Annotated in this window: 24 protein-coding genes and 3 pseudogenes; 18 read left to right on the top strand and 9 right to left on the bottom strand. The window is 42.2% G+C overall.

Translation table 11 applies throughout. The features are described from left to right. Positions 1-97 precede the first annotated feature (97 nt). Positions 98-1228 carry a radical SAM family heme chaperone HemW gene (gene hemW, locus HMPREF9708_RS01565; RefSeq protein ID WP_006308263.1) on the top strand — a complete coding sequence of 377 codons (1131 nt, stop codon included), beginning with the start codon at positions 98-100 and terminating at the stop codon, positions 1226-1228. Positions 1229-1334: 106 nt separating this feature from the next. Further along, positions 1335-1667, top strand: a complete 333-nt coding sequence (locus HMPREF9708_RS01560; RefSeq protein ID WP_006308262.1) for a hypothetical protein — start codon at positions 1335-1337, stop codon at positions 1665-1667. Between the two features lie 80 nt (positions 1668-1747). On the opposite strand, the gene HMPREF9708_RS01555 is transcribed toward HMPREF9708_RS01560, so the two are convergent. Both HMPREF9708_RS01555 and HMPREF9708_RS01550 read right to left on the bottom strand, forming a co-directional pair. Then, a complete protein-coding gene (locus tag HMPREF9708_RS01555) occupies positions 1748-3061 on the bottom strand; it encodes a ClC family H(+)/Cl(-) exchange transporter (RefSeq protein ID WP_006308261.1) in 1314 nt (437 codons plus the stop codon). 239 nt (positions 3062-3300) lie between these two features. Continuing rightward, entirely contained in the window at positions 3301-3774 is a 474-nt protein-coding gene (locus HMPREF9708_RS01550; RefSeq protein ID WP_006308260.1) for a hypothetical protein, read from the bottom strand. A 269-nt stretch (positions 3775-4043) separates the two neighbouring features. On the opposite strand from HMPREF9708_RS01550, the gene HMPREF9708_RS01545 reads away from it, so the two are divergent. Continuing rightward, entirely contained in the window at positions 4044-4565 is a 522-nt protein-coding gene (locus tag HMPREF9708_RS01545) for a methylated-DNA--[protein]-cysteine S-methyltransferase (protein WP_198004220.1), read from the top strand. 55 nt (positions 4566-4620) lie between these two features. Next, on the top strand, positions 4621-5322 hold the full coding sequence (gene gloB, locus HMPREF9708_RS01540) for a hydroxyacylglutathione hydrolase (RefSeq protein WP_006308258.1): 702 nt from the start codon (positions 4621-4623) through the stop codon (positions 5320-5322). Between the two features lie 89 nt (positions 5323-5411). Here the strand turns inward: gloB and HMPREF9708_RS01535 are convergent, their stop codons facing one another. After that, on the bottom strand, positions 5412-6878 hold the full coding sequence (locus tag HMPREF9708_RS01535; RefSeq protein ID WP_006308252.1) for an NCS2 family permease: 1467 nt from the start codon (positions 6876-6878) through the stop codon (positions 5412-5414). Positions 6879-7103: 225 nt separating this feature from the next. Here HMPREF9708_RS01535 and HMPREF9708_RS01530 point away from each other — a divergent pair, with 225 nt between their 5' ends. The 9 genes from HMPREF9708_RS01530 (at position 7104) to HMPREF9708_RS01485 (ending at position 13808) form a co-directional block, all read left to right on the top strand. Then, positions 7104-7574: a polymorphic toxin type 50 domain-containing protein gene (locus tag HMPREF9708_RS01530; RefSeq protein WP_006308245.1), complete on the top strand. Its 471-nt coding sequence runs from the start codon at positions 7104-7106 to the stop codon at positions 7572-7574. Next, positions 7562-7924, top strand: coding sequence for a Rep family protein (locus HMPREF9708_RS01525; RefSeq protein ID WP_083826832.1), 363 nt, complete (start codon positions 7562-7564; stop codon positions 7922-7924). The genes HMPREF9708_RS01530 and HMPREF9708_RS01525 overlap by 13 nt, the downstream gene beginning before the upstream one ends. A 292-nt stretch (positions 7925-8216) precedes the next feature. Beyond that, complete coding sequence (locus tag HMPREF9708_RS01520) at positions 8217-8750, top strand: GNAT family N-acetyltransferase (RefSeq protein ID WP_006308241.1); 534 nt, start codon at positions 8217-8219, stop codon at positions 8748-8750. Between the two features lie 202 nt (positions 8751-8952). Further along, positions 8953-9120, top strand: coding sequence for a cop-6 protein (locus tag HMPREF9708_RS01515; RefSeq protein WP_006308237.1), 168 nt, complete (start codon positions 8953-8955; stop codon positions 9118-9120). 80 nt (positions 9121-9200) lie between these two features. Next, the gene (locus tag HMPREF9708_RS08475; RefSeq protein ID WP_006308229.1) at positions 9201-9647 is read left to right on the top strand and encodes a Rep family protein; all 447 of its coding nucleotides are present in this window, start codon (positions 9201-9203) and stop codon (positions 9645-9647) included. 247 nt (positions 9648-9894) lie between these two features. Next, a complete protein-coding gene (locus tag HMPREF9708_RS01500; RefSeq protein ID WP_006308227.1) occupies positions 9895-11244 on the top strand; it encodes an MATE family efflux transporter in 1350 nt (449 codons plus the stop codon). A 58-nt stretch (positions 11245-11302) separates the two neighbouring features. After that, positions 11303-12130: an exodeoxyribonuclease III gene (locus HMPREF9708_RS01495; RefSeq protein WP_006308226.1), complete on the top strand. Its 828-nt coding sequence runs from the start codon at positions 11303-11305 to the stop codon at positions 12128-12130. Between the two features lie 300 nt (positions 12131-12430). Continuing rightward, complete coding sequence (locus HMPREF9708_RS01490) at positions 12431-12964, top strand: DUF1836 domain-containing protein (RefSeq protein ID WP_006308225.1); 534 nt, start codon at positions 12431-12433, stop codon at positions 12962-12964. Then, the gene (locus HMPREF9708_RS01485) at positions 12957-13808 is read left to right on the top strand and encodes a DegV family protein (protein ID WP_006308224.1); all 852 of its coding nucleotides are present in this window, start codon (positions 12957-12959) and stop codon (positions 13806-13808) included. Before HMPREF9708_RS01490 ends, HMPREF9708_RS01485 begins: the two co-directional genes overlap by 8 nt. Before the next feature lie 77 nt (positions 13809-13885). On the opposite strand, the pseudogene HMPREF9708_RS07985 reads toward HMPREF9708_RS01485, so the two are convergent. Next, positions 13886-15056: pseudogene (locus HMPREF9708_RS07985) on the bottom strand (5-methyltetrahydropteroyltriglutamate--homocysteine methyltransferase). Between the two features lie 170 nt (positions 15057-15226). Between HMPREF9708_RS07985 and HMPREF9708_RS01470 the strand changes: the two are divergent. The 5 genes and pseudogenes from HMPREF9708_RS01470 (at position 15227) to HMPREF9708_RS01450 (ending at position 18584) form a co-directional block, all read left to right on the top strand. Then, positions 15227-16126 (top strand): annotated as a pseudogene (locus tag HMPREF9708_RS01470) (LysR family transcriptional regulator). A 9-nt stretch (positions 16127-16135) separates the two neighbouring features. Beyond that, complete coding sequence (locus tag HMPREF9708_RS01465) at positions 16136-16972, top strand: NAD(P)H-hydrate dehydratase (RefSeq protein ID WP_006308220.1); 837 nt, start codon at positions 16136-16138, stop codon at positions 16970-16972. Then, a complete protein-coding gene (locus HMPREF9708_RS01460) occupies positions 16969-17493 on the top strand; it encodes a hypothetical protein (RefSeq protein ID WP_006308219.1) in 525 nt (174 codons plus the stop codon). The genes HMPREF9708_RS01465 and HMPREF9708_RS01460 overlap by 4 nt, the downstream gene beginning before the upstream one ends. After that, entirely contained in the window at positions 17484-17966 is a 483-nt protein-coding gene (locus HMPREF9708_RS01455; protein ID WP_006308218.1) for a GNAT family N-acetyltransferase, read from the top strand. The genes HMPREF9708_RS01460 and HMPREF9708_RS01455 overlap by 10 nt, the downstream gene beginning before the upstream one ends. 207 nt (positions 17967-18173) lie before the next feature. Then, entirely contained in the window at positions 18174-18584 is a 411-nt protein-coding gene (locus tag HMPREF9708_RS01450) for a hypothetical protein (RefSeq protein WP_006308217.1), read from the top strand. Positions 18585-18735: 151 nt separating this feature from the next. On the opposite strand, the gene sdaAB is transcribed toward HMPREF9708_RS01450, so the two are convergent. The 5 genes and pseudogenes from sdaAB to HMPREF9708_RS01430 form a co-directional block, all read right to left on the bottom strand. Beyond that, on the bottom strand, positions 18736-19446 hold the full coding sequence (gene sdaAB / locus HMPREF9708_RS08470; RefSeq protein WP_269534838.1) for an L-serine ammonia-lyase, iron-sulfur-dependent subunit beta: 711 nt from the start codon (positions 19444-19446) through the stop codon (positions 18736-18738). A 36-nt stretch (positions 19447-19482) separates the two neighbouring features. Continuing rightward, a pseudogene (gene sdaAA / locus HMPREF9708_RS08465) lies at positions 19483-20337 on the bottom strand (L-serine ammonia-lyase, iron-sulfur-dependent, subunit alpha); the annotation flags it as partial. A 146-nt stretch (positions 20338-20483) separates the two neighbouring features. Then, complete coding sequence (locus HMPREF9708_RS01440) at positions 20484-21437, bottom strand: DUF697 domain-containing protein (protein WP_006308215.1); 954 nt, start codon at positions 21435-21437, stop codon at positions 20484-20486. 293 nt (positions 21438-21730) lie between these two features. Beyond that, positions 21731-23065: a DUF438 domain-containing protein gene (locus tag HMPREF9708_RS01435; RefSeq protein ID WP_006308214.1), complete on the bottom strand. Its 1335-nt coding sequence runs from the start codon at positions 23063-23065 to the stop codon at positions 21731-21733. A gap of 40 nt (positions 23066-23105) precedes the next feature. Further along, positions 23106-23354, bottom strand: coding sequence for a DUF1858 domain-containing protein (locus tag HMPREF9708_RS01430; protein WP_006308213.1), 249 nt, complete (start codon positions 23352-23354; stop codon positions 23106-23108).

The raw sequence follows: 23354 nt of genomic DNA, 5'->3' as shown, positions 1-23354 counted from the left end.
GTCGAACTTTCTGAATAAGTCTACTGGACAGTAGGCTTTTTTTTATTGCTAGAAATCGGTATAATAAGGTGACTTTTTAACAAGGAGGGATGGGGTAATGACGGAACGATTAGGGCTCTATCTTCATATCCCCTTTTGCCAGAAAAAATGTCATTATTGTGATTTTTTAACCTTCTCAGACATGGATGATAAGATGGATGAGTACGTCGATTATCTATGTAAGGAGATTGCCCTTTACCAGGGTCATCCAGCTCAGATTGATAGCCTCTACTTCGGGGGAGGAACGCCTTCTTACCTATCGAGTCAACAGATGGCCCAAATAATGGCAGCAGTTTATCGCCATTTTAACTTGAGCGATGATTGTGAGATATCGATTGAAATGAACCCCGAATCGATAACAGCAGGTAAGCTGACGACCTATCTAGAATATGGCTTTAACCGTTTCTCGATGGGCGTGCAGTCTTTTGATGATCAGGTTTTGAAGTTGATGGGACGCCTTCATAACCGCCAGACTGTCTTTGACAAGGTAGACTTAATGCAATCGATGGGTATTGACCGTTTAGGGATTGATATGATGTTTGGTAATCCCAAGCAAACAATGTCAGTCCTGCAAGAGGATGTCCGGTTAGCTATGACCTTGCCGATCCATCATATTTCTTATTACTCCTTAATGATTAAAGACCGGACCCCTTTTCAACGTTGGGTCTTAACTGGTCAAATTAAGTTAATTGAAGATGAAGAAGAGCGTTCGATGTATCATTATATCCAAGACCAACTTGCCCAGCATGGCTTCCATCAATATGAGATTTCAAACTTTGCCAAGCCGGGATATGAGAGTCGTCATAATAAGAAATACTGGCAGCTTGAGAATTATCTAGGATTAGGACTTGGAGCTTCTTCAAATATTGATTTAGTTCGTTTTGTGAACCATCGACGCTTTGCGGATTATTATCAGATGATTGATGCTGGCCAAGCGCCGGTTCAATACCGCGAAGAGATGACTATGGAAGAGCGAGAGAAGGAATTTATTATGCTGAACCTGCGCTTATTGAAAGGGTTCAGGCTTGAAGAGATTAATCAACGGTTTGGAATTGACTTTCTCTCGAAGTACCAGACCGTGCTCGATAAGCATCTTCAAACAGGAATTATTAACTATGATGCAGACCGCGTCTGGTTTACAGATTTTGGCTTGGATGTTGGGAATCAATTTTATTTGGATATTTTGTAGGGCGCAGTATCCCTTACTTTCAGTCTTAAGGCCGATTCAGTTGAGAGATAATGAGGTATAATTTAAGTAAGCTATGAAGGAAAAGTCGAGTATAAGGAGTGGTATTATGGAAAAAGTTATTGGTTACTTTAAACAGCAAGATCAGAATTATTGGATTTATAATTATGTCGCTTCACTAATCTACTATGCATTAAATGGATTTCATGACACTGAGAGTTTAATACTCTTCCCAATTGCCATTACATTGATTTCTTGTGTGCTTATTTTTGAAGTGAACCAGAAAGATTATACACGCTACCTTGGTTTCTTCCCATTGCAAAAGGACATTGCTCAGTTAGTCATCCTAGTAGTGGTTAACTTGGTGATATGGAAATTTGCGGGGATCCTGGCACTTATTGCAGCGATTTATCTCTTTTGGAAAAATCAAAATAGAGCCTAGTCCCAGTAATCTACAAAAAAGGTTGAGAGAAGTGTTCACTTCTTTCAACCTTTTTTTCACATTATGAGAGTCAGTAGCGATTAAGCGCCTTCTGACTTGATTGATTCAGATAGCGGGCTGGCTTTTCGATTTTGGAGGAGCAGGTCAAGGAGGCTGGTGTAAATGGGAGGACTACCGAGGAAATCAGCGACGATGTGCGCGGTATAGCTGGCAATAATGATCGGCAGTAGCCAGGGGAGTGAAGCCCCTGTCATCTCAGCAATCAGGATAATTCCTGTCAGTGGTGCGCGGACGATTGCTGAGAAATGACTGCTCATTGCCAAGACAGCAAAGTAGGGAATGACCTCTGCAGAGACTATTCCAATCTCATGCAAGAAGCTGCCATAGATGTTTCCTACAAGTGATCCAATAGCTAAGAGAGGGAAAAAGATACCCCCGGGGATGCCTGAGCAGAAGGCCAGGACGAGTAAAATCAATTTTACCAAGTAAAGATAGATTAAAGTTAAAAGGGACTCATTATGGCCAAAGGGGAATTGAATCAATTCATCGCCTGATCCGTAGAGGCGAAGATCAAGGAAGAGGAAACAAGCGGTTACTGCAAAGGGAATGAGCGCTTTAACCCAAGCGGGAACCTGCCATTTCCCATAGACCATCTTACCGTGAATAATTAAATAATTAAATAAGACCCCAGAAAAGCCTATGATACATCCGAGAATGACGCTCAGAAATAGATTGGGAACATCAAAGTCAATAAAGCGAGGAATGGGAATACTGGGATTGATACCAAGTAACTTGTTAGCGGTAATCGCTGCACTGATAACCGTCAGTCCGCCATAAAGGAAGAGATTACGTCCTGTTCGATGATAGAGTTCTTCAACGATAAAGATGAGTCCTGAAAGCGGTGCGTTGAAGGCTGCTGCTAAGCCACCTCCAGCAGCCCCAGCGATAAGGGCATTTGTCAAACGGCGAGAACTATTGCTAATTTGACCGATTCCTTGACCAATGGTGGCACCAATTTGGACCGAGGGGCCCTCACGACCCAGGGTCAAGCCCGATCCAATGGTCGCAAGTCCACCAAAGAACTTGAAGAAAAGGACGCGGTACCATTTTTGATGCAACTGGCCAGATATTTGTCCAGCTACTTGTGGGATACCAGACCCTCCAATGTTCGGTTCACGACTGACACAATAGCCCGCAAAGAGAGCGAGGGCTAGAAAGACACCACAAAAGATGAAACCCGATTTGAAACTGGCTTGGCTGGCTAATAGTAGGTCAAAATTAAAATGAGCGATCAGCTGAATGCCAATGCGAAAGGCCCCTACAATTAAGCCTGTTATAATTCCTGTAACGAGCGCTAATAATAAGCTTCGAACTTGAATAACTGTTTGTTTCATAATAAACCTCCAATCTTATTGTAGAATTTGAATGGTTAGACTGCAAGACCCTTTTATCAAGCTTTGGCTTATTGTTAGACCTAAATGATTAGGTCTAACTGTATGGCCATACAAGATCTCATCAGACCAATATCGTGTAATGGTGATATGAAGACATTCGAATTGACCGCTATCATTCAAGCTTCATAAATGACAGGAAAAAACCCAAAGCCTGGATCTGGGCTTAGGGTTTTTTAAAGTTAACGGTATTCGATTTTGATATTGACAGAGCCAAGAAGCTGAACGAGGTCTGTTTGATCTTTAAGCCGGTAGGTCTGTTCAAAGTAATGCTTGTCTGATTTACCAAGTAACTTTAGCTGACCACGAGACTCATCTTGAGTGATCACGACCTTCTGGACGGTGGGAAAGGGGCGGCGAATCATGATGCCAAGCATACCATTAAATACCGCAAAGTCCGTTTTGGATACTCCTTTGCTGAGGGACTGGCTGAGGAAGAGGAAGATGACCATAATGAGGGTGAGGTAGGTGATATAGTTTGGCATTCCTTGGCTTATTTTAAATAAGAGGAAGCAGCATAGGATAAAGGCAATAATTTGGGAGATGATCCAAGGGCGTGTGAGGGCTTCGTGAACGATATTTTTACGATAGGCTAGCCAATTATAGACAATGAGGCCAAAAGCAATAAGATTAAAAAGGATTAAAATAATTTCCATAGGAGACTCCTTACTAGCTGTTTAATTAGTAATAACTATATCATAGGCTCCATGCATTTCCTAGTGTCGCTCCTTGGATTACGCTAATAGAAAGGAAAGGATTGGCCAGTTAGGTTATTTGATTAAGTCCGCCAATCAATGAAATCACTCTGATGGGGTCAATTTCAAGACTTGCAGGTGAAGAGTTGGTTATCAATCTCGCATTTGGTAAAATGATCCTAGATTGTTGACCTCAGGAGAGAGGGCGTTTGATGAAAGGGGGACTGAGAGTGAATCGATTTAATGATTTCTTATCACCGATTGGCAGATTGACCATGATCATCAACCAAGACGATGAACTGGTGCGTCTATCGTTTGATGCTACGAGGAAATACTCTCAACAAGCAGTCTGCTCGGGGGTTTATTGGAAGGATTTAGCCCCCTTTGAAGAAGTAATCGCTTGGCTATCGGCCTATTTTGACGGACAAGCTCCTAAAGCAACGGACTTAGAACTCAACCCTCAAGGAGCAAGTGACTTTCGCCTACTGACTTGGCAAGCGCTCCTAAACGTGCCTTATGGACATGTGACGACTTACCAGCAGTTGGCTGATGAAGTGGCTAAGATGCAAGGTCGCCCTTCTCAATCGGCGCAAGCGATTGGCAATGCTTTGCGAAGCAATCCACTCCCGATTATTATCCCTTGCCACCGGGTGATTACAAGTGATCACCGGCTGGGTGGTTACCATGGGGGTCAAGACCGTAAGGCCTGGCTCTTGCGCCATGAAGGCGTTGATGTTGACTCCCTTTTGTAAAGTTTTTTGATAGACAGAATAGGTCGAGCTATTGATCAGGAAAGGATAGAAAATCATGAATATTCACTATTTGAAAGCCTTAGAGGATAACTATATTTGGTTCATTCAAGCCGAGAATCAGGTTCTAGTGGTGGATCCGGGTGAAAGTCAACCCGTCCTAGATTATCTAAAGGAGCAAGAATTAGATCTGGCGGGGATCCTCCTCACCCATAACCACGCGGACCATACCGATGGAGTAAAAGCGATTAAAGACGTTTACCCAACGATTCCAGTTGTTGGGTCGATCGAGACAAAAGAATGGGCAACTAACGTTTATGGGGAGGGGGACCGGTTTGGTTTAATGAATTTAACCTTCCAGGTACTCAAGACACCTGGTCATACGAATGACCATATCGCTTTCTTGGTTGAGGGACATTTGTTCTGTGGGGATGCGCTCTTTGCAGCAGGATGCGGTCGAGTCTTTACTGGGGATTACCAAGCGGCTTATGAGACGATCCAAAGATTACAATCTTTGCCTGAAGCGACGAAGGTTTATGCCGGTCATGAATATACCTTGACCAACTTAGCTTTTGCAGCTAGCCTAACAGACAATCCTGGTCCACTCAGACAAGTTCAAGACCAGGTCAAAAGCCAATTAGACCAAGGTCAAGCCAGTCTGCCAACTACCATTAAACAAGAACGGGAATGGAATCCTTTTATGCAAGCAAGGAGTCTGGAGGAATTTACCCGTCTGCGTCAGTTGCGGGATCAATTCTAGTTGCTATTCGCATTTGACCGCAATAAAAGACCTAGCCCTGATAGTGTAAATAAGGGGCTAGGTCTTCTTGTTTGATGAATGGACGAATCTTAGAGAATGGCCATGACAATATAATTTAGAATGAATAGTACCATCGATACCCAAATAATGGGATGGATTTCCTTGGCTTTGCCAGTAAAGATCTTAACGATTCCGTAGAAAATAAAGCCAGCCGCAATCCCGTTCGAGATGGAATAGGAGAATCCCATGAAGACAGAAGCAAAGAAGGCAGGAACCGCCATTTCAAAGTTGGTCCAGTCGATGTCCTTTAGAGAGCTGACCATTAAAATACCGACAATAATTAAAGCGGGTGCTGTCGCTTGAGAAGGAACAAGGCCAATGATGGGTGACAAGAAGGCAGCCAAAATAAAGCAGATGGCTGTCACGATAGAGGTCATCCCTGTGCGACCGCCGGCCCCAATCCCAGCGGATGATTCCACAAAGGTAGTCGTATTAGATGTCCCGAGAATGGCACCAAAGATTGTACCAACAGAATCTCCAAAGAGTGCCTTGTCCATCTTAGAGTTAAAGCCAGTACCAGACTCTAAGGCGAGTTCATCTTCTTGGGAGAAGATGCCAGATCGGCGGCCAGTTCCAATGAAAGTTCCAACCGTATCAAAGACATCCGATAAAGAGAAAGCAAAGATGGTCATCAAGACAACAGGTAAGCGTGATAGATCATTGAAGAGTGATGGAATTCCTGCTTGGGTGAAGATGACACCAAAGGTCTCTCCAAGTTGACTGAAGGAAGATGAGATGGAATTTTGGGAGAAGTCAAGGGCTGTTAAATCAATCATTCCAACTAAGAAGGCGAAGAGGGTGGTCGCAATAATTCCGATCAGAATGGCTCCCTTAACATGGCGGACCATGAGAATGATGGTTAGGATTAATCCAAGAATAGCAACGATGGCGCCGATTTCGGTGAAGTTCACTAATTCAGGCAAAATCCCACCATTTGTCACGACACTATAGACACCATCCGTAATCGGCATGGCAGCGGGATCCGCCCCATTAATAGAAAGAATATTTGAACCATCAGAAGTAAATTGAAGCAGGCCTGCGTTCTTGAAGCCGATATAAGCGATAAAAATTCCGATCCCAGCTGAAATTGCATGTTGTAAAAAGTCGGGGATCGATGTGATGAGAAGCTTACGAACACGCGTGACGGTAATTAACACATTGAGTAACCCACAGATAAAGACCATGGATAAAGCTTCTTGCCAGGTGAATCCAAGTGCAAAGACGACAGTATAAGTAAAGAAGGCATTCAGTCCCATACCAGGAGCTAATGCATAGGGAACATTAGCAAACAGTCCGATAAAAGCAGTTGAAATAGCAGCAGCAAAGACAGTGGCTAAGAAGACCCCTTGAGCAGGCATGCCAGTCTGACTCAACATAGCAGGGTTGACAAAAATAATATAGGACATAGCTAGGAAGGTTGTAATCCCAGCTTGAACCTCTGTTCCAAAGGTCGTCCCATTTGCATCAAATTTGAAAAAGTGCTTGATTTTTTCCATAAGAACCTCCATCGAATTAGATCATAACAAGCTCATTATAGGTCACAAACTTTCAGAAGGCGACCAATATTCGAATAAAAGAAAAATAATTATTCTTAATGTTCGGATTTTTGGCGCGGGTTTGATAAAGTTTTTTTCGGCTTTACAGACAGGGTTGTAGACGGTGGAAAGCAGACGTTTATACACGGACAATTATTAAATCAACTAAGTCAGGTCAAAGATGGATTGGTTAAAGACTTTAAAAAGAGGTATAATAAGTTTAACGATCATCTCACCGAGAAAATTATAGAAGATCAGTTTAAAGATTTAACGAGCCATGACTTGAAACGGATTAAGAAAGTTATGGCGGATCATGAAGAGCTAGGCAAGAGGTTGCAGTTGAAAGAGGAAAAGCAGAAGCAGCACATCTATGGAACTAAAGATTATAAGGAACGTGTTGAAAGAGATTTAAGTAAGGGAAAAACGCCTCCTAGTTATTTTAAGAACGTTTCTGAAACTGAACTTCACAGATGTATGTTGAACGAGATTAATATGAGAAGTATTTTTAATGATTATCAATATATAGATGTAGGCGGTTTCGATGGAGATGTTTTAATTCCCAATGAAAGACCTGAAAAAGCCGATAGAATTAAAATACATCAAGGTAAGCAGGGGTTGCATGGAGTCCCTAATAATATGAACAAATTAAAGAAATAACAGAAAATCTGAACGCAACTATTCCACAAATTGCAGGAAGTGTTAAAGGTCTTGTTAGATATATGCTTCACATGGATGACCCGGATAAATTTAAATATCAAAAAGAAGATATGATAGTTTATGGTGGTGTGGATGTAGATGAATTATTAAAGAAAACAACAACAGACAGATACAAATTGATTAAAGAAATGATTGAGTTCATTGATGAACAAGGCATTATAGAATTTAAGAGTTTAATGGATTATGCAATGAAGTTTAAATTTGATGATTGGTTTCCGCTTTTATGTGATAACTCTGCGTATGTTATTCAAGAGTATATTAAGTCAAATCGACATAAGTCTGAACGATAGATTTTGAATTTAAGAGTGTCACAAGACACTAAGAAGACTAGGAGTAACGATTTAGAGCTGTAGAGGTACTTTTATGCCGAGAAAACTTTTTGAGCCTGACAGACCCTAAAATAAGCTTGCTCGTGGTGGTTCTACTAGAACCGCCACAAAGCTTAGGGTTTTTAGGGTCGCAGCGCATCAGGCTCATAAAAGGAAATTGGAATAAATATAAAAATATTTAAGATAGACATGGGTTGAATATAATAAGCCTTTTAAATAAGTTAGATTGATAAAGACATATAGGAGGATTTAAATGTTATTTGAAGATGAAAAGTTATACCTAAGAAAAGTGAGATCCGATGATGTAGATATGTACCATAAGTGGAGAAATGATATTGATGTTATGAAAACAACTAGTCCATTTTTGAATGTTTATACTTACGATGAAACTAAAGATTTTTTTGATAATGTCATCCTTTCTTCTAGTGGGAGTGAAGGATATATCATTATGGATAAAGCAGAAAATATTGAAGTGGGCATTGTTTCTCTAACAAACATTGATTATAAGAATAGAAATTGTGAAATTATAATAGACCTTGGAAATAAAGAGTTTTGGGGCAAAGGATATGGACGGATAGCGACAGAACTTTTACTAGATTTTGCATTTAAAGAAATGAACATGCATAGGGTTTTTCTTAATGTGTTTTCATTTAATGAAAGAGCCATTGGTCTGTATAAGAAAATAGGATTTAGAGAAGAAGGCAGAAGTAGAGAGAGTATTTTTAGAAATGGTGAATATCATGATGTTGTTCAAATGGGATTACTTGAATCTGAATTTAAAAAATAATATGATTTTAGTTTAATAATTTGAGCCCCTTTAAAGGGGCATTTTTTGTGGGGATTGGATGGAAAATAGGGCCACTTCCTAGGGGGGTACTACGCCCCCCCTAGGTGTCCATTGTCCAATCAAATAAATAAATATCCTGATTTTAATGTTAAAATGACATTTTTTATGTTAAGGTGAAAAAACGCTATTAGGAGGGACGGTGATGGTTGTGGATAGAAAAGAAGAGAAGAAAGTCGCTGTTACTTTAAGATTAACGACAGAAGAAAATGAGATATTAAATCGAATCAAAGAAAAATATAATATTAGCAAATCAGATGCAACCGGTATTCTAATTAAAAAATATGCAAAGGAGGAATACGGTGCATTTTAAACAAAAAAGATAGACAGCACTGGCATGCTGACTATCCTAGGACTAACTTTTGTTAAATGTATTAGCACCGTTATTATAACATGAGCGAAAATGTAATAAAAGAAACAGGAAATAAGAAAAATTCAAGAGGTCGTAATTGGACATTTGTATTATATCCAGAATCAGCAAAGATTGATTGGTTAGAGTATTTAAAGGAGCTGCATATTCAATTTGTAGTCTCTCCACTACATGATAAAGATAAAGATGCAGAAGGTAAGATAAAAAAAGCACATCATCATATTTTGGTGATGTATGAAAGAGGTGAACAAATGGTTAGAGCGTATGATTACTTTACTAAGAAATGTCTAGGTAAAAAGATTATTCTGAGCATGAAAGATGGAACTACAGAAACAGGAAAGTTTTTAGATTTTGATGATATTGAAGATAACGACATTGGAGACGGTTTTGTACTCGATGTAAACGGAGACGATTCAATTGGACGTCTAGTTCTTGAAAAAGACGTCGAACGAGTAGAATTTGAAAACTAGCACTCACTCATTTGAGGGGTGCTATTTTTATGCACAAAATTAAAGGAGGTGAGCCTATCTTGAAACCATTGAAAACTGATAGAAAGGCTTAGGTGATCCAAATGTATCTTGACTAGTAAAGGATTCTTGGACGGAATTGCTTTATCTTTTCTATTGAAAGTGAATGAATGAAAAGAGTGAATAGAGTCTTGAAGATCTTTTTTATTTACACTATACTGTCCAAGTTCATTATTAAGGAGGTGATTAAATGAATGATATGACAGTAGGCTCTCCGATTAAGAAGATCATTCGTTTCTCGGTTCCTTTGATTATTGGTAATTTATTTCAGCTCTTATACAGTATGGTGGATACCTTTATTGTTGGACGTACGATCGGACTAGAGGCTCTAGCAGGCATCGGAGTCGCAGGCCCTCTATCTTTCTTTGTGATTGGTTTTGCCCAAGGCTTTACGGGTGGGACCGCGATTCCACTGGCCCAAGCTTTTGGCGCTAAGGACTATATGAAGGTTAAGCGTAGCATTGGGCTCAATATTTTATTGGCTTTCAGTGTGACACTTGTTTTAACCATCGCTTCAACTTTTTTTCTAAGGGATATCTTAGCTTTTTTGAAGACGCCTGCGACGATTTTCCCCTATGCCTATCAATATATGATCATCATTTTTTCGGGGATGATCGTCACCGTTCTCTATAATATGGTGAGTAATCTCTTGCGGTCGGTCGGGGATAGTCAGACTCCGGTTAAGGCTTTGATCGTTGCGATCATACTAAATATTGGTTTGGACTATCTTTTTATAGTGACCTTTGACTTGGGAGTAGCAGGGGCTGCTTATGCAACCATCTTAGCTCAAGCAATTGCGACAGGGATCTGTTGGTGGGTGATTCACCAGGATATCTATGTTTTGCAGGTCCATCCCAAAGAGTTTGACTTTATTAAATCTGAATTCCTATTTCACTGTCGACTCGGCTTTCCCATGGGCTTTCAATCCTCAATTATTGCGATTGGGTCAGTATCCATTACCATGGCTTTAAATCGCTTAGGCTCAGATGCCGTAGCGGGTTACTCAGCTTCCGTAACAATTGACCAGCTAGTGATCCAAGTTCTAATGTCATTTGGAATCGCTACGGCGACCTTTGTCGCCCAGAACTATGGTGCTCAGCAGTATCAAAGAATCCTCCAAGGCGTCAAGCAGACCTTGATCTTATCAATTACGACGGCAGTCATCTTTGGGGTGATCTTAATTATATATGGTGGGACTTTCACGACTATTTTTGGAGACCAAGCTGCAGGAGAGACTCTGCGTTTTTATGGGACGACCTTCTTCCGTTTGACGGGTCCTTTCTATGGTTTATTGGCCACCCTCTTTGTTTTACGGTATACCCAACAAGGCCTGAATGATAGTTTGTCTCCCACCTTGGCAGGATTATCTGAATTGGCAATGCGGATTATTGCGGCCTTTGTTTTGACTCCTTTAATTGGATTTCCTGGGACTGTTATCTCAAATCCCATGGCTTGGCTAGGTGCGGTCCTTATCCTAGTTCCCGCCTTTACTAAAGAGCGCCGACGCCTAATAAGACTTGAACAAGGTCAGGAAGCCTAGGTCAGAAGCTTAATATATGGTAGAATAGAGGGAGATTACAGACCAAAAGGAGACGATTATGTTAATTATTTCTTGGAATATTGACTCTTTAAATGCGGCCTTAACCAGTGATTCGAACCGGGCTAAGATGTCACAGAGCGTCTTGGATAAGATAATGGCACTCGATCCCGATGTGTTAGCCATTCAAGAGACTAAATTGAGGGAAGCAGGTCCTAGTTCAAAGCACCAGGAGATCTTGGCTCAAAGATTTCCTCATCATCACGTTGTCTGGCATTCTTCTCACGGGGTTGCACGAAAGGGGTATGCTGGCACCATGTTCCTTTATAAGGAAGGAATTGATGCGATCGTGACCAAGCCCGAGATCGATGGGCCCGAGCCAATGGATTCCGAAGGGCGGATTATCACTTTAGAATTAGACAACTGCTTCCTGACGAATGTCTATACGCCGAATGCGGGGAGTCAACTTGGCCGATTAGAAGAACGCCAAGCTTGGGACTTGAAGTATGCAGATTATCTAGCGACTTTAGATAAGCAAAAACCTGTCATTGCAATGGGAGATTTTAATGTGGCCCATGAAGAAATTGACCTGGCTCATCCAGCCAATAATCATTTCTCAGCTGGCTTTACGGATGAAGAGCGCCAAGGATTTACCCACTTATTGAGTCGGGGCTTTGTCGATACTTTTCGTCATCTTCATGGTTCGGTCGAAGGGGTCTATACTTGGTGGGCCCAACGGGTTCGAACCAGTAAAATTAACAATTCAGGTTGGAGGATTGACTACTTCTTAGTCAGTGAACGGTTGAAGGATGCTATTAAGCGCAGTGAGATGATCGACTCGGGTGACCGCCAAGATCATACACCTATCCTACTTGAGATTGACTTGTAGACCTTTGATTGAATTCAGATCGGATATAAAGAATGAGAATTAGGACTAGGCTGGGTGAGCCTAGTCCTTTTTTATAGGCTCTACTAAGAGAGACCAAGGGATTTAAATTTTGAATGGGTCCCTCTTGACAAGTGGAGCGGTCATGATAATATATAGTTATCGAAACTAGATAAAGGCTAATCATTGAAAAGAAAACACGACTAGCTACTTGGTTGGAGGACAGCCATCGCGTCTAGTTGGAGAGATCGACACCGTTGACTCGTGAAGAGGAGTGGCACTTCATACAAGGGAGGAACTTTAATGCCTATGACTATTCGAGAGGTTTTGTGCTTCTCCTGTCCAAGTTGGCAGGAATTACCACCAGACCCACTGTTCAATCATGAGGTCGTGGACTATTTGAACCAGGCACTACAAGCGATTAGCCATCATGGCCCCCTAATCACTTCTACGATGATTCAAAATTATGTGAAGTGGGGCTTTCTTACTCGACCGCAAGGTCGTAAGTATACGCGAGACCATCTCGCCCAGTTGATCATTATCTCGATTTTCAAGCAGGTCTTAACGATTGATCAAGTTAAAGAGGGCATGGACTTGCAGCTGAGGCATGGAAGTCTAGCTGATCAATATAATCACTTTGTCAAGATCATGAATGATACCATCTACCAAGTCTTTAGTTCGATTAATAACTCGGAACCCCAACAAAAGAACCTAGCCCCTTTGGAAGATAGTCGTCGGGGATTATTGGCTGTTTCCTATGCGTTTGCCTATAAGCTTTTGGCTCAAATGATGATTGATCAAGGGGGTTACCAAGAAATGAGGAATGATGATGAATAAATTAGCGATTATTGCCGATACGACTCAGGATTTAACACTTGAAATGGGGAGAAGGATGAACATTGAGATCGTTCCCTATATTGTTCAAATGGATGATCAGGTCTATCGTGACCAGGTGGATCTGACTTCTCAAGTCTTTTATCAAGAGATGGAATCTGCTCGGGAATTATTAACGGCTGTTCCACCGGTTCAAGATGTGATGGATTGCCTGGCAAAAGTTCAGGAGCAAGGGTATGACCAGGCCTTGGTGATCACTTCATCTAGTAAATTAACAGGCATGCGTCAACTCTATGAAATTCTTAAATCCAATGGTGACACGATTCCGTTGACTATTTTTGAGACAGACCATATTGCGATTGCGAGTGGGCTTTTCACCCTCTATGCTGCGGAATTACGTAATCAAGGTCACTCTCTTAACAAAATAGTGGCGGAACTCGAAAGAGTCCACCATCAGATGCGTGTTTTTGCGGTCTTTCGAACTTTGAAATATGTGATTAAAGGTGGCCGGCTGAATAAATACCAGTCGCTCCTGGGAACATTATTGAACATTAATCCGCTCTTGACCTTAAAAGAAGGAGAAATTACCATTGTCAAGAAGACGCGTGGACGGAAAAGGTCTTACCAGCTCTTGAAGTCGACCCTGCAAGAACAAATTCGGGGCCATCAAAAGTATATAATGGCTCTTTTTGGATCAGCAAATTCACAAGAGCTCAAGCAGCTCGAGGCAGACCTTGATCAAGAAATTCAAGGAGCGTCTGCTTATTATGTGACGGATTTAACCCCTGTGTTGGGAGTTCATGCAGGGCCTTTAGCGCTCGGGGGAGCGGTAATGGTGCTCGATTAAGAGGAATTGGTTGATAAATGAGAAAGTAAAAAAAACATCTGTCAATTAGGCGACAGATGTTTTTTTGTTGGGAGGATTTATTCACCCCAGAATTTATAGGCAATTTCTTGTCCTTGCTTGATTTTAGACCATTCTTGGTCTCGAGTGAGTTCATTCCCACCATCACAAGAGGCAAAACCACACTGGTGAGATAAGTAGAGCCGGTCTTTTGGAATATATTGACTGGCCTCTTGCAGCTGTTCGAGGATGGCTGTTTCGTTCTCGAGTCCACTGATTTTGGAAGAAAGGAAGCCAAGGACAACTTCGGTTTCAGGCTTATCACGGAAAGCTTCCAGGGCTGATAAGTCTCCTGCACGTTTATCATCCCATTCTAAGAAGAAGCGGCCATAATTTTGGCGTTTAAGGAAGAAGTTGGATACTTCTGTATAGGATCCTGCTCCTGCATTACGAGAGGCGTAGTTGCCACGGCAGTTATGCGTGTAAACCTTGAGATCGAGATCGTGAGCTGCCGCAATAATTTCATTATTGAGGTCCACAAAGCTTTGGGCGATGGATTCAATCTCTGCTTGGCTTAATTCATCACGATTTAAGAAGGAATTGGGATTATCTTCAGCAAACATTCCCCCCATAGGCAGTCATCAAATTGAATAATTGTTCCCCCGGCTTCACGGTATTCCTTTAAGAACTCGCGGTAAGCTTGGGCTAGCCCCTTACGAAATGCTATTTGATCAGGGTAGGCTTTAAGATAGTTGGCGGGGTTTAGACTTAATTCACCGTAGACATGAGAGGGGGAAGGGATGGTTAATTTAACGACGGCTTGCTCTTTTGCCAGGTCCTTGGTCGCTTGAAGTGTTGGATAAAGGGATGGTCTTTGCCTAAGATCGGACCAGTAATCTCAATCCCAATATCCTTACGGGTCTCATAATTATACTCTTGACTCTTTTGATCGTCTTCAAAGAAGTAACCATGATCCGCAATATAACGACGAACACCTTTTAGTCCCCATACAAAGTCTAGGTGCCAGAGTGAACGTGCAAATTCTCGATCCGTAATTTCAGGTAAACCAGCTTCGATCTGTTGGCTGACAATCTCTTTGACAGACTCATTTTCACATTCTAAATAGCCTGGAAGGCCATCGTAGAAGGGATACTTAATGTCATCGTGAACTTCAATTTGGCGCTTATATGCCAAGAGTGGTTCGGGTCTTAAGAAGGATCCGACGGTTAAGAAACGTTTCGATTGTGTCATGATATCAAACTCCTTTTATTAGAATGAGATTAAGACTAGTTTAACGAATTTGCGATAATATTAATAATAGCTATTTTATTGCCTATATGATAGCCTATGGTTATGATAATCTTAAATAAACTGGCCGACGGGATGCCAGCCTTTAAGAGTGAGGTGAATTAACGAAACGGATTGAACAATTGCAGTACCTCCTAAAAGTGGCTGAAGCGGGATCCTTCACTCAAGCAGCGCGGGAATTATTTATGACACAACCCTCTCTCTCCAAGGCCATCAAGGAACTGGAGAAAGAATTGAATCTATCGCTTCTTATTCGCAAGAAGACAGGAGCCATCCTAACGGTTGAGGGTGAGGAGTTTCTCTCTTATGCCCGGCAGGTGATCGAACCATTTGAACTCCTTAAGGGACGCTATCAAGGGGAGGCGCCCAAGCGAATCTTTTCAGTGGCGAGTCAGCATTATGCCTTTGCTGTGGATGCCTTTGTTCGACTCCTAAAGCAAGAAAACTTTGATCATTATCAGGCGACTTTTAAGGAATTAAGGACCTTTGAGGTAATCGAAGAGGTTGAGAATCTCAAGTGTGAGGTAGGGGTTTTATACCGGTCTAAGTATAATGGCCAAGTCCTAAATGCCCAATTGAAGGAAAGGCAGCTGACTTTTGTTCCACTCAGGGTCGCTAAGCCTCATGTCTTTGTCTTTAGGAATCATCCCTTGGTGAATCAAGACCAGGTCACCTTCGAAGACTTGGCCCCCTTTCCTCGCTTAAGTTATGAATAAGGGGACTACAATTCCTTTTGCTTCTGGGAAGAGACCTATGCGGATCGTCATGTTGCTAAGCAAATAATTGTCAGTGACCGTGCGACCTTATTTAACTTGGCAATTGGCCTAAAAGGGTATACTATTTCATCAGGGATTATTAATTCGGACCTGAATGGGGACGATATTGTTGCGATTCCTTTGTTAGCAGATGAAGCGATTGAAATCGGCTATATTACCAATAATCGCCACACCCTGACGCCGATGGCGGTTAAATATCTAGCTATACTGGAAGAGCGACTACGTGTGAGTCAGTAAGGAGGTTCTATGCAAGCGATTGAAGAAGAAATGGCTCATTTATTGGGCCTCCGACCAAAGACAGTCTATAAGCATCAATTGGGTCAAGCTTTGATTATTGGCGGGAATCAGGGAATGGCAGGTGCTTGCATGCTAGCTAGTCGGGCTTGCGTCTATAGTGGAGCAGGCTTAACCCGGGTCTTAACTCATCCATATCATGTGCAGGTTCTACATGGCTATTTGCCAGAAGCGCTAGCTCATAGTTGGGACCGAGAAGAGGTGGTAAGCGACTGGCTAACGGGTGCAGATACGATCCTCATAGGACCAGGACTTGGCCGAGATGCGAGAGCGCATGACTTGTTGCGACAAGTCTTTGATCAGGCAAGACCTGATCAAACGCTTATCTTAGATGCAGATGGGTTAAATTTATGGGCTCAAGACCCGCTTAAGAGTCAAGCTCCCCTTGTTATGACACCTCATGAAGGAGAATGGCAGCGCTTAGTAGCCGGGCAAGCCAAGCAAGAACCTAGTGCATGGGCTCAAGCAATGGGGGTCTATTTAGTAAAGAAAGGACATCAAACAGTCCTTTATGGTCCTGATGGAAGTGTCCATCCAAATATACCCGGTAACCCAGGTATGGCGACTGGTGGGATGGGAGATTGTTTGGCCGGGATGATCATTGGTATGATGGGCCAGACTCAAGGGGTATTGGCGGGCTGTCGGCTAGCCACATACCTGCACACTAATATTGCCAATCAAATCTTCCAGCAGGATTTGACCGTTTTACCCAGTCGTTTGGTTGAAGCCATTCCATCCGCCATGAAGGATCTGACCCGGCCCTTAGCAGAAGGAGTTAAAAGTCGATGACTCAACCGCAACGATTGGCCTTGACCCCTCAATCAGATGGAAAGATGTGGGTAGCAGAATTAATTGGACCGGATCCTACCTATCGCTTTCAACGTATGTTTTTGCCTGAAATAGAAGAAGGAGTCTTCTTGATCTATGATGGAATATACCAGATCTATGGCTGTCACCCGCAGGTAAGCCCCTTTAACAAGGAATACTGTCGCGTAGTCAATGGCCATATGGAGCGACGACTTGATCTAAGAAGACTTCAAGCACTTCTACCAGAGATGGTGGCCAGAGAAGACCAACGCCGAGACCGGATTAAGCAGATGATCCGAGGTAAATTAGAGGAGGTTAAGACAGCAGTTCCCCATGAACAGGTGAATGAGGCGATTGACCACCAGATTGATTACTTGAATGAGGTTGAAGGGTCAGCCGCCTTGATGCAGGCCTATCACCAGGTCAATCGACAACTCCCTATGATGATTGCAGACTATCAACGCCAGATTCAAATGATGAGAGGAGAAAATGAATGGTTATAAGAAGAGCAAGTGAAGAGGATTTAGACAGCATTTATTTGATTGAAGCGACCAATTTTGCTGAAGGGGTTGCGACAACTCGTGAAGCCTTTGAGGAGAAACTCTCCATTCAGCAAGGCCACTTCTTAGTGGCGGAAGACCAGGGGAAGATTGTTGGCTTTATTGAGGGCTTTGCTAGCGATTCGCCGTGGGTGCAAGACTTCATGTTTCACGGATCGGATGGGTTTGATTCACAAGGAGCGCATGAGGCTTTATTATCACTTGCTGTCCTTCCTGACTATCAATCGAAGGGCTATGGACGCGCTCTGATGCAACAGATGATCCAAGATTGTCGTGACCGTCAACAAAAGAGTGTGGCTTTAACTTGTCTCAAAGGGCTCATTCCTTATTATGAACGGCTGGGCTATCGTTTAGCACAGGAGTCTGATTCAAAGCATGGCGGACAAACTTGGTATGATCTTTATATTGAGTTTTAATGATTTTTAATTTTTTTAATTTTAAATTCATTGTTCTATTATAGAATGCGATATGCTAAAATGAATATCACCTACTAATTGGTCATTTTTTATTCTTAATGATAGCCGGAGAACCTTTAATTATTTTAGGAAACGGATTGAAGTGCTGTCTCTAGAATGACCTGACCAGTAGGTGATGAACTTAATATTAAAGAAGGAGGAGAGTGAATGGATAAAATTCCCCTCTTTAAGACGAGTGTCGGACGATTTGCGAGAGCTTTAGAATTTATCATTGCAGTGGCCATTGCCTTGGGAGTTGTCCTCGGCTTTTTTGACCTCGTTAAATACTATAGTTTGATTCTTAAGGCGGATGTCCTCGGTACCTATGATGTTTTTCAAGGATTTCTAGGGTTTGCTCTTTTGCTGATTGTGGGAATTGAGATGATCTTTATGTTGCTTTACCATTCGACCAAGGCAATTCTAGAGCTGATCCTTTTTGTTATTGCCCGAAAGCTCTTGATTTATGCTAATACGATGACTGATATTGTGCTGGGAGCAGTTGCTATTTTAATTATCTTTATGACCCTGCACTTCTTTGTCAAAGATCGAGAAAAGCGGGTTCTACAGCGCAAGGCCTGATAGCAAAAACAATTTTAACTTTATTTCAAAAAAAGAAAACAGCCGCACCCTTAAGTTAGAGGGGTGCGGCTTTCATTTGCCAAGGGTTCATACTGATGAGTGATTGCCTAGGTGAGATCTTGAGCGTGCTGGTCGACTCAAGTGCCCTTGATTACTTAATATGAATGGACATCAAGTCTTCGATAAAGTTGAATTTATCCTTCATGAATTGAATGTCATCTGGCGTTAAGGCTTGGTCCATCTCATAGATGGAGATAGCGGGTCCATTAATCTTGGCCCGTTCATGAGCCATATAGGAGATGTTAATGTCGTGTTCAACCAAGAAAGTAGATAGAGCCCCGATCGTTCCTTTGCGGTCACGGTGACGAACAATGAGGGTAGGTCTTTCGCCAGAGAAGCGGACGTTGTACTCTTCAAATTTCTCTACTTCAATTTTTCCTCCACCAATTGAAGAAGCGATGATCGTGATATGACGGTTTGGACCAAACAAGTGAACGCGAGCGGTATTCGGATGATAATTTCCGAGGTTCCGTTCAAGGAAGTTTACTTTCAAACCGCGTTCTTTGGCTATTTCTCGTGCGTTCTTAATCTCAGGGTCACGAGTGGTAAAGCCTAAGACTCCAGCAATTAAAGCAAGGTCCGTTCCATGTCCTTGGTAGGTCTTAGCAAAGGAGTCCATGAGGGTGAAGACAACTTCTTCCGGTTCTTCTCCTAATAATTGTCGGGCAACATTTCCAATTCGGACGGCACCAGCCGTATGAGAAGAAGAAGGGCCAACCATGACTGGGCCAATAATCTCAAAACCAGATTGATACCGGGCGGTTACTCCGTCGTCGATTACTTTCTCACCGGTTCCAGACATTTCAACTTCAACGTCCTTGACGAGTTCATCATTATTTCCAAAGACTTGTTCTTTAATTCGGCGGCCAGTTGGTGTACCAGCAAGTCCCCCGATACCTGTTTCACGTAAGCTTTCAGGGAGTTCATTACCTACCGCATCCATGGCATCGATCACTTCATCGGTTGGAATGATTGAAACGACATCTGCTAAGGCCATATCTGCTGAAGCCATCGCCGTTAGGGCATGTAATCCATTACGGGTAATGCAGGGGATTTCAACTAGACCTGCAACGGGATCACAGACTAACCCCAAAGAATTCTTCAAGGCTAAGCCAACAGCATTACTAACTTGTTCAGGTGTTCCGCCATGTAATTCAACAAGGGAACCAGCCGCCATGGCTGTTGCGGAGCCGATTTCTGCTTGGCAACCTCCTTGGGCACCTGAAATGGAAGCCCGGTTCGCAATAACAAGTCCTAAGGCAGAGGCTGTGAACATGACTCTTACAATCTCTTCGCGAGAGAATTTATTGGTATCATACATATGAGTCAAGACTGCTGGCAGAATGCCGGCTGAACCAGCTGTTGGTGTGGCCACGATGCGTCCCATCGAAGCGTTCACCTCATTGACAGCCATGGCATTAGCCACCACTTCTAGGGTAAAGGGATCGACGAGCGACTGCTTCTTTTGAGCATATTGGAAGACGCGATAGCCGTCACCACCTGCTACACCAGTTTTGGCCATGGTTAATTCCTGGGTACCTTTACGTACCGCTTTAACCATAACATCAAATTGTTCAGCCATCTGGGTCATCATATCTTCTTCTGTGATGCCTTGTAATTCCACTTCATTATTGATCATTAATTGAGAAATGGTTAGTTTTGATTCATTGGCCTCATCTACGAGTCCTTTCATACTTGTGAATGACAAATAATCAACCCCTATCTGGATAATCTTCTAGTGCATTATAACACAGCTTGTCTGATTTGAAAGCATGAAACAGATGAGAATTCAGCTTTCAATTCCTCATCTTTAGAGCATTGTGATAGCCATTCTCAGATTTATTTAGCAAAAGGATTTAATTTCTTAGTCGTTGAGATGCCTGCTTTTTTGACGGATTTAGTCATAATTTTGACGACATTGATGGACCCATCCTTTATAATAGATCCTAATAACTTGGTTGCTTCAAGAGTAGCCGAACGTTTGGCTGTTTGATTGTCTAGATCCCGCAGACTTCCTAGATAATTGATGGTAATAATGCCGACTCTAAGGGTTAGGAGGGCATTAACTGAACCTTCTAGAATTGAATTGGCGATCAGATTGGTGATGCTGACAGATCCTGGAATCATGGAAAGGATACTTCCACCTAAGATCGATGTAATTAACGGTTCGATTTGGGCTTCAATTAAGTCGAGGTCCTCAATCCCACGTGCCATGAGGGTTGTAGTGGCGACATTGGTATAGATGGCGACGACTTTACCTACGCTAGGTCGTGTATCATAGGTTTTTATTAACTTCCAAACCATTTTAGTTAGGATTAAGAGAACAGTTAAGCTATCTAAGGACCCATTCTGGGATATAGCCGTTGAAAGAAAGACAGTTGAAGCCTGAGTTTTGATTTCTTTAACGCTGGCTTCATGTAGGACCTGGTAAGCCGCTTTGACCTGCTGATCATCCGGCAAATCTGCTACTTGGTCCCAGTCAAATTCTAATAATTCAAGGTTGGGGTTGTGCTTTAATTTTAGGAGTGTCAATCGAACATAGGTTTCATATTCTTCTGGACCCGCACCATCTGCCAATTCGACTTCCTTTGGTAGGGAGACGAGGATGCGGACTGTCTTGATCGTGAAGTAGACCAATAACGCAACTAAGAGACCGATCACTATGAGGCCCAGGATTGGATGAATGAGTGCAAGATTGCGGTAAAGTTGGGCCAATTGGTTAAAAATAAAAATCGTAAAAATGATGAGGGAGCCAAAGGCGAAGGCTTTGAGCCACTTATGCCATTGTTTCATTTCATTCCTCCTTTTAAGCGCTGCTGCTTAAATCGATAAATCGATTGAAGCGATCTGTTCTGGTAAATAGTCTCTTGGATAAGAGAGTTTAAGGAATCTAACTTTATTATAGCAGAGGAGAGGGGTGGCGCTTCATGCTTAGGACTGAATTTTATAAAAAAAAGCTAGCGGTCTTATTAAGTAACTTTGAGGAGGTAACTTAAAAATAAAAAAAGTGAACCCAGGTCAATTCAAAGTGACCTGGGCTGAATATCCGTCATCAGCTGGTTAGTTAAAAATTTAGCAAATAGAACTTACTTATTATATTTCTTACGCTCTGGTTCTTGGATACCATCTTCCTGGTCCGTCGAAACGCGCCTTGAATCCGCTTGATCTTTTAAGTCGAAGAGGGGTTCAATATTTTGAACAGTCTCTAATACCCCCATAAAATCACCATTCTCATCGTAAACTCCTCGATAGATAATCAAGGCAAAGAAGCCATTACGTGAAAACCACATGGTTTCACTTTCCGTGCGTTTAGTTCTTAGATTTTCAATGACACGCTTAACCTTATCAACTACTTTTGGTGGGTGACATTTCTCGACATGGCGGCCAATAGCAGTTTGACTGCGCGGTAGGATCTTGCGTTCGTGACCTATTTGTTGGTTAAAATAGCTAAAGATATTATCCTTGGAGACAAAGGTTATTTCAACTTGTAGGTGGTCGAGAATTCGGTCAATTTCTTTAAGTGTGAGATAGCCACCATCAAATTTCACTTTTATGGCTTGATCGATTGGATCTTTGACATCTAGAATTCTCTTAACTTCTTCCTCTTGGTCTTCCTGGATATCTTCAATAACTGTTAAATCTTCTCTTTGCGGTTGCCAACGCTCACTAGGGCGGATAATGCCATAGCCATATATGTCTGAATCTTCTGCAACTTTGATCCAATCATCTTCGGTGAAGATTTCCAGTAAAATTTGTAGGAGGATGGTTTCTTCCTTGAAGACCATTTCTTTAAATTCATCTTCAAAAGCAGAAAAGTCTAAAAGAACCTCGTTTAAAGGCAGATCAGGCAAGGCACTAATACTCGCTAGAGCCTGGTCATAAAGCTCTCGGATCTGATCGTCCACCCCCCACATGACTTTCGGCGGTGAAGTATGACCCAGGCGTTCCATGATTGGAAAGATCACTTCTTCCTTGCGAGCGTAGTGGTTTTTGAATTGGCCTAATAAGGTCATTTGGCGCTTGAGCCCATTTAGAAGACCGGTCTCCCATTCCTTAACAGGGAGTTCTTTTAGTTTATCAAATAAGCGGTGGATTCGTATCAACGCTGCTTGGAAGGCAATGTTTTCATCCTTAAAGACACGTACCGGATGGCCAGGTAAGTCAGCATCTGCAATCGATTGTTCATTGATGGCTCCTTTGAAGAGATTGGCATGGACGTTGCAAAGCTGCATGACATCTTCGAAGGTAATTCCAGTATCACTGTTCATTAACTGGTGTTCCATCATAGAGATCTCAATGGCCGAAACACCCGTAAAGTGTTGATTAAAATCTTCTTGCACACTCTTAGGGTCAGCCCCTTGATGAAGTTTGATTAGGATATTTTTTAATATTTCGAGTCGTTCTTGATCTTTTTGAGTCATCACTTACCACCTTAAATGATTTAATACTTTTGACTTTGGTTTATTCAGTTAGATCTTGGTTGGTGATGATTTGATAGCCATTCCATTCAAGATTTTCAATAATAGAAGCAAGGGGCTTATTAATGATTTTTGCTCCTTGGCGCAAACTCGTTACTCTGCCAACGGATTGTAGCAGGGTGGGATTGGCCAGGGGTTCGAAGCCCAATTCTACTAGAACATCGAGGATTTCAGGATGGTCTTGAATCATTTTATAGACGGGCTGATCGATATTAATCCGATTATCAAGCAT

Source organism: Facklamia languida CCUG 37842, assembly GCF_000245795.1.
Classification (GTDB): domain Bacteria; phylum Bacillota; class Bacilli; order Lactobacillales; family Aerococcaceae; genus Facklamia; species Facklamia languida.
Note: the sequence above shows the minus strand (reverse complement) of the source record. Positions and strands in the feature narration are given on the sequence as shown.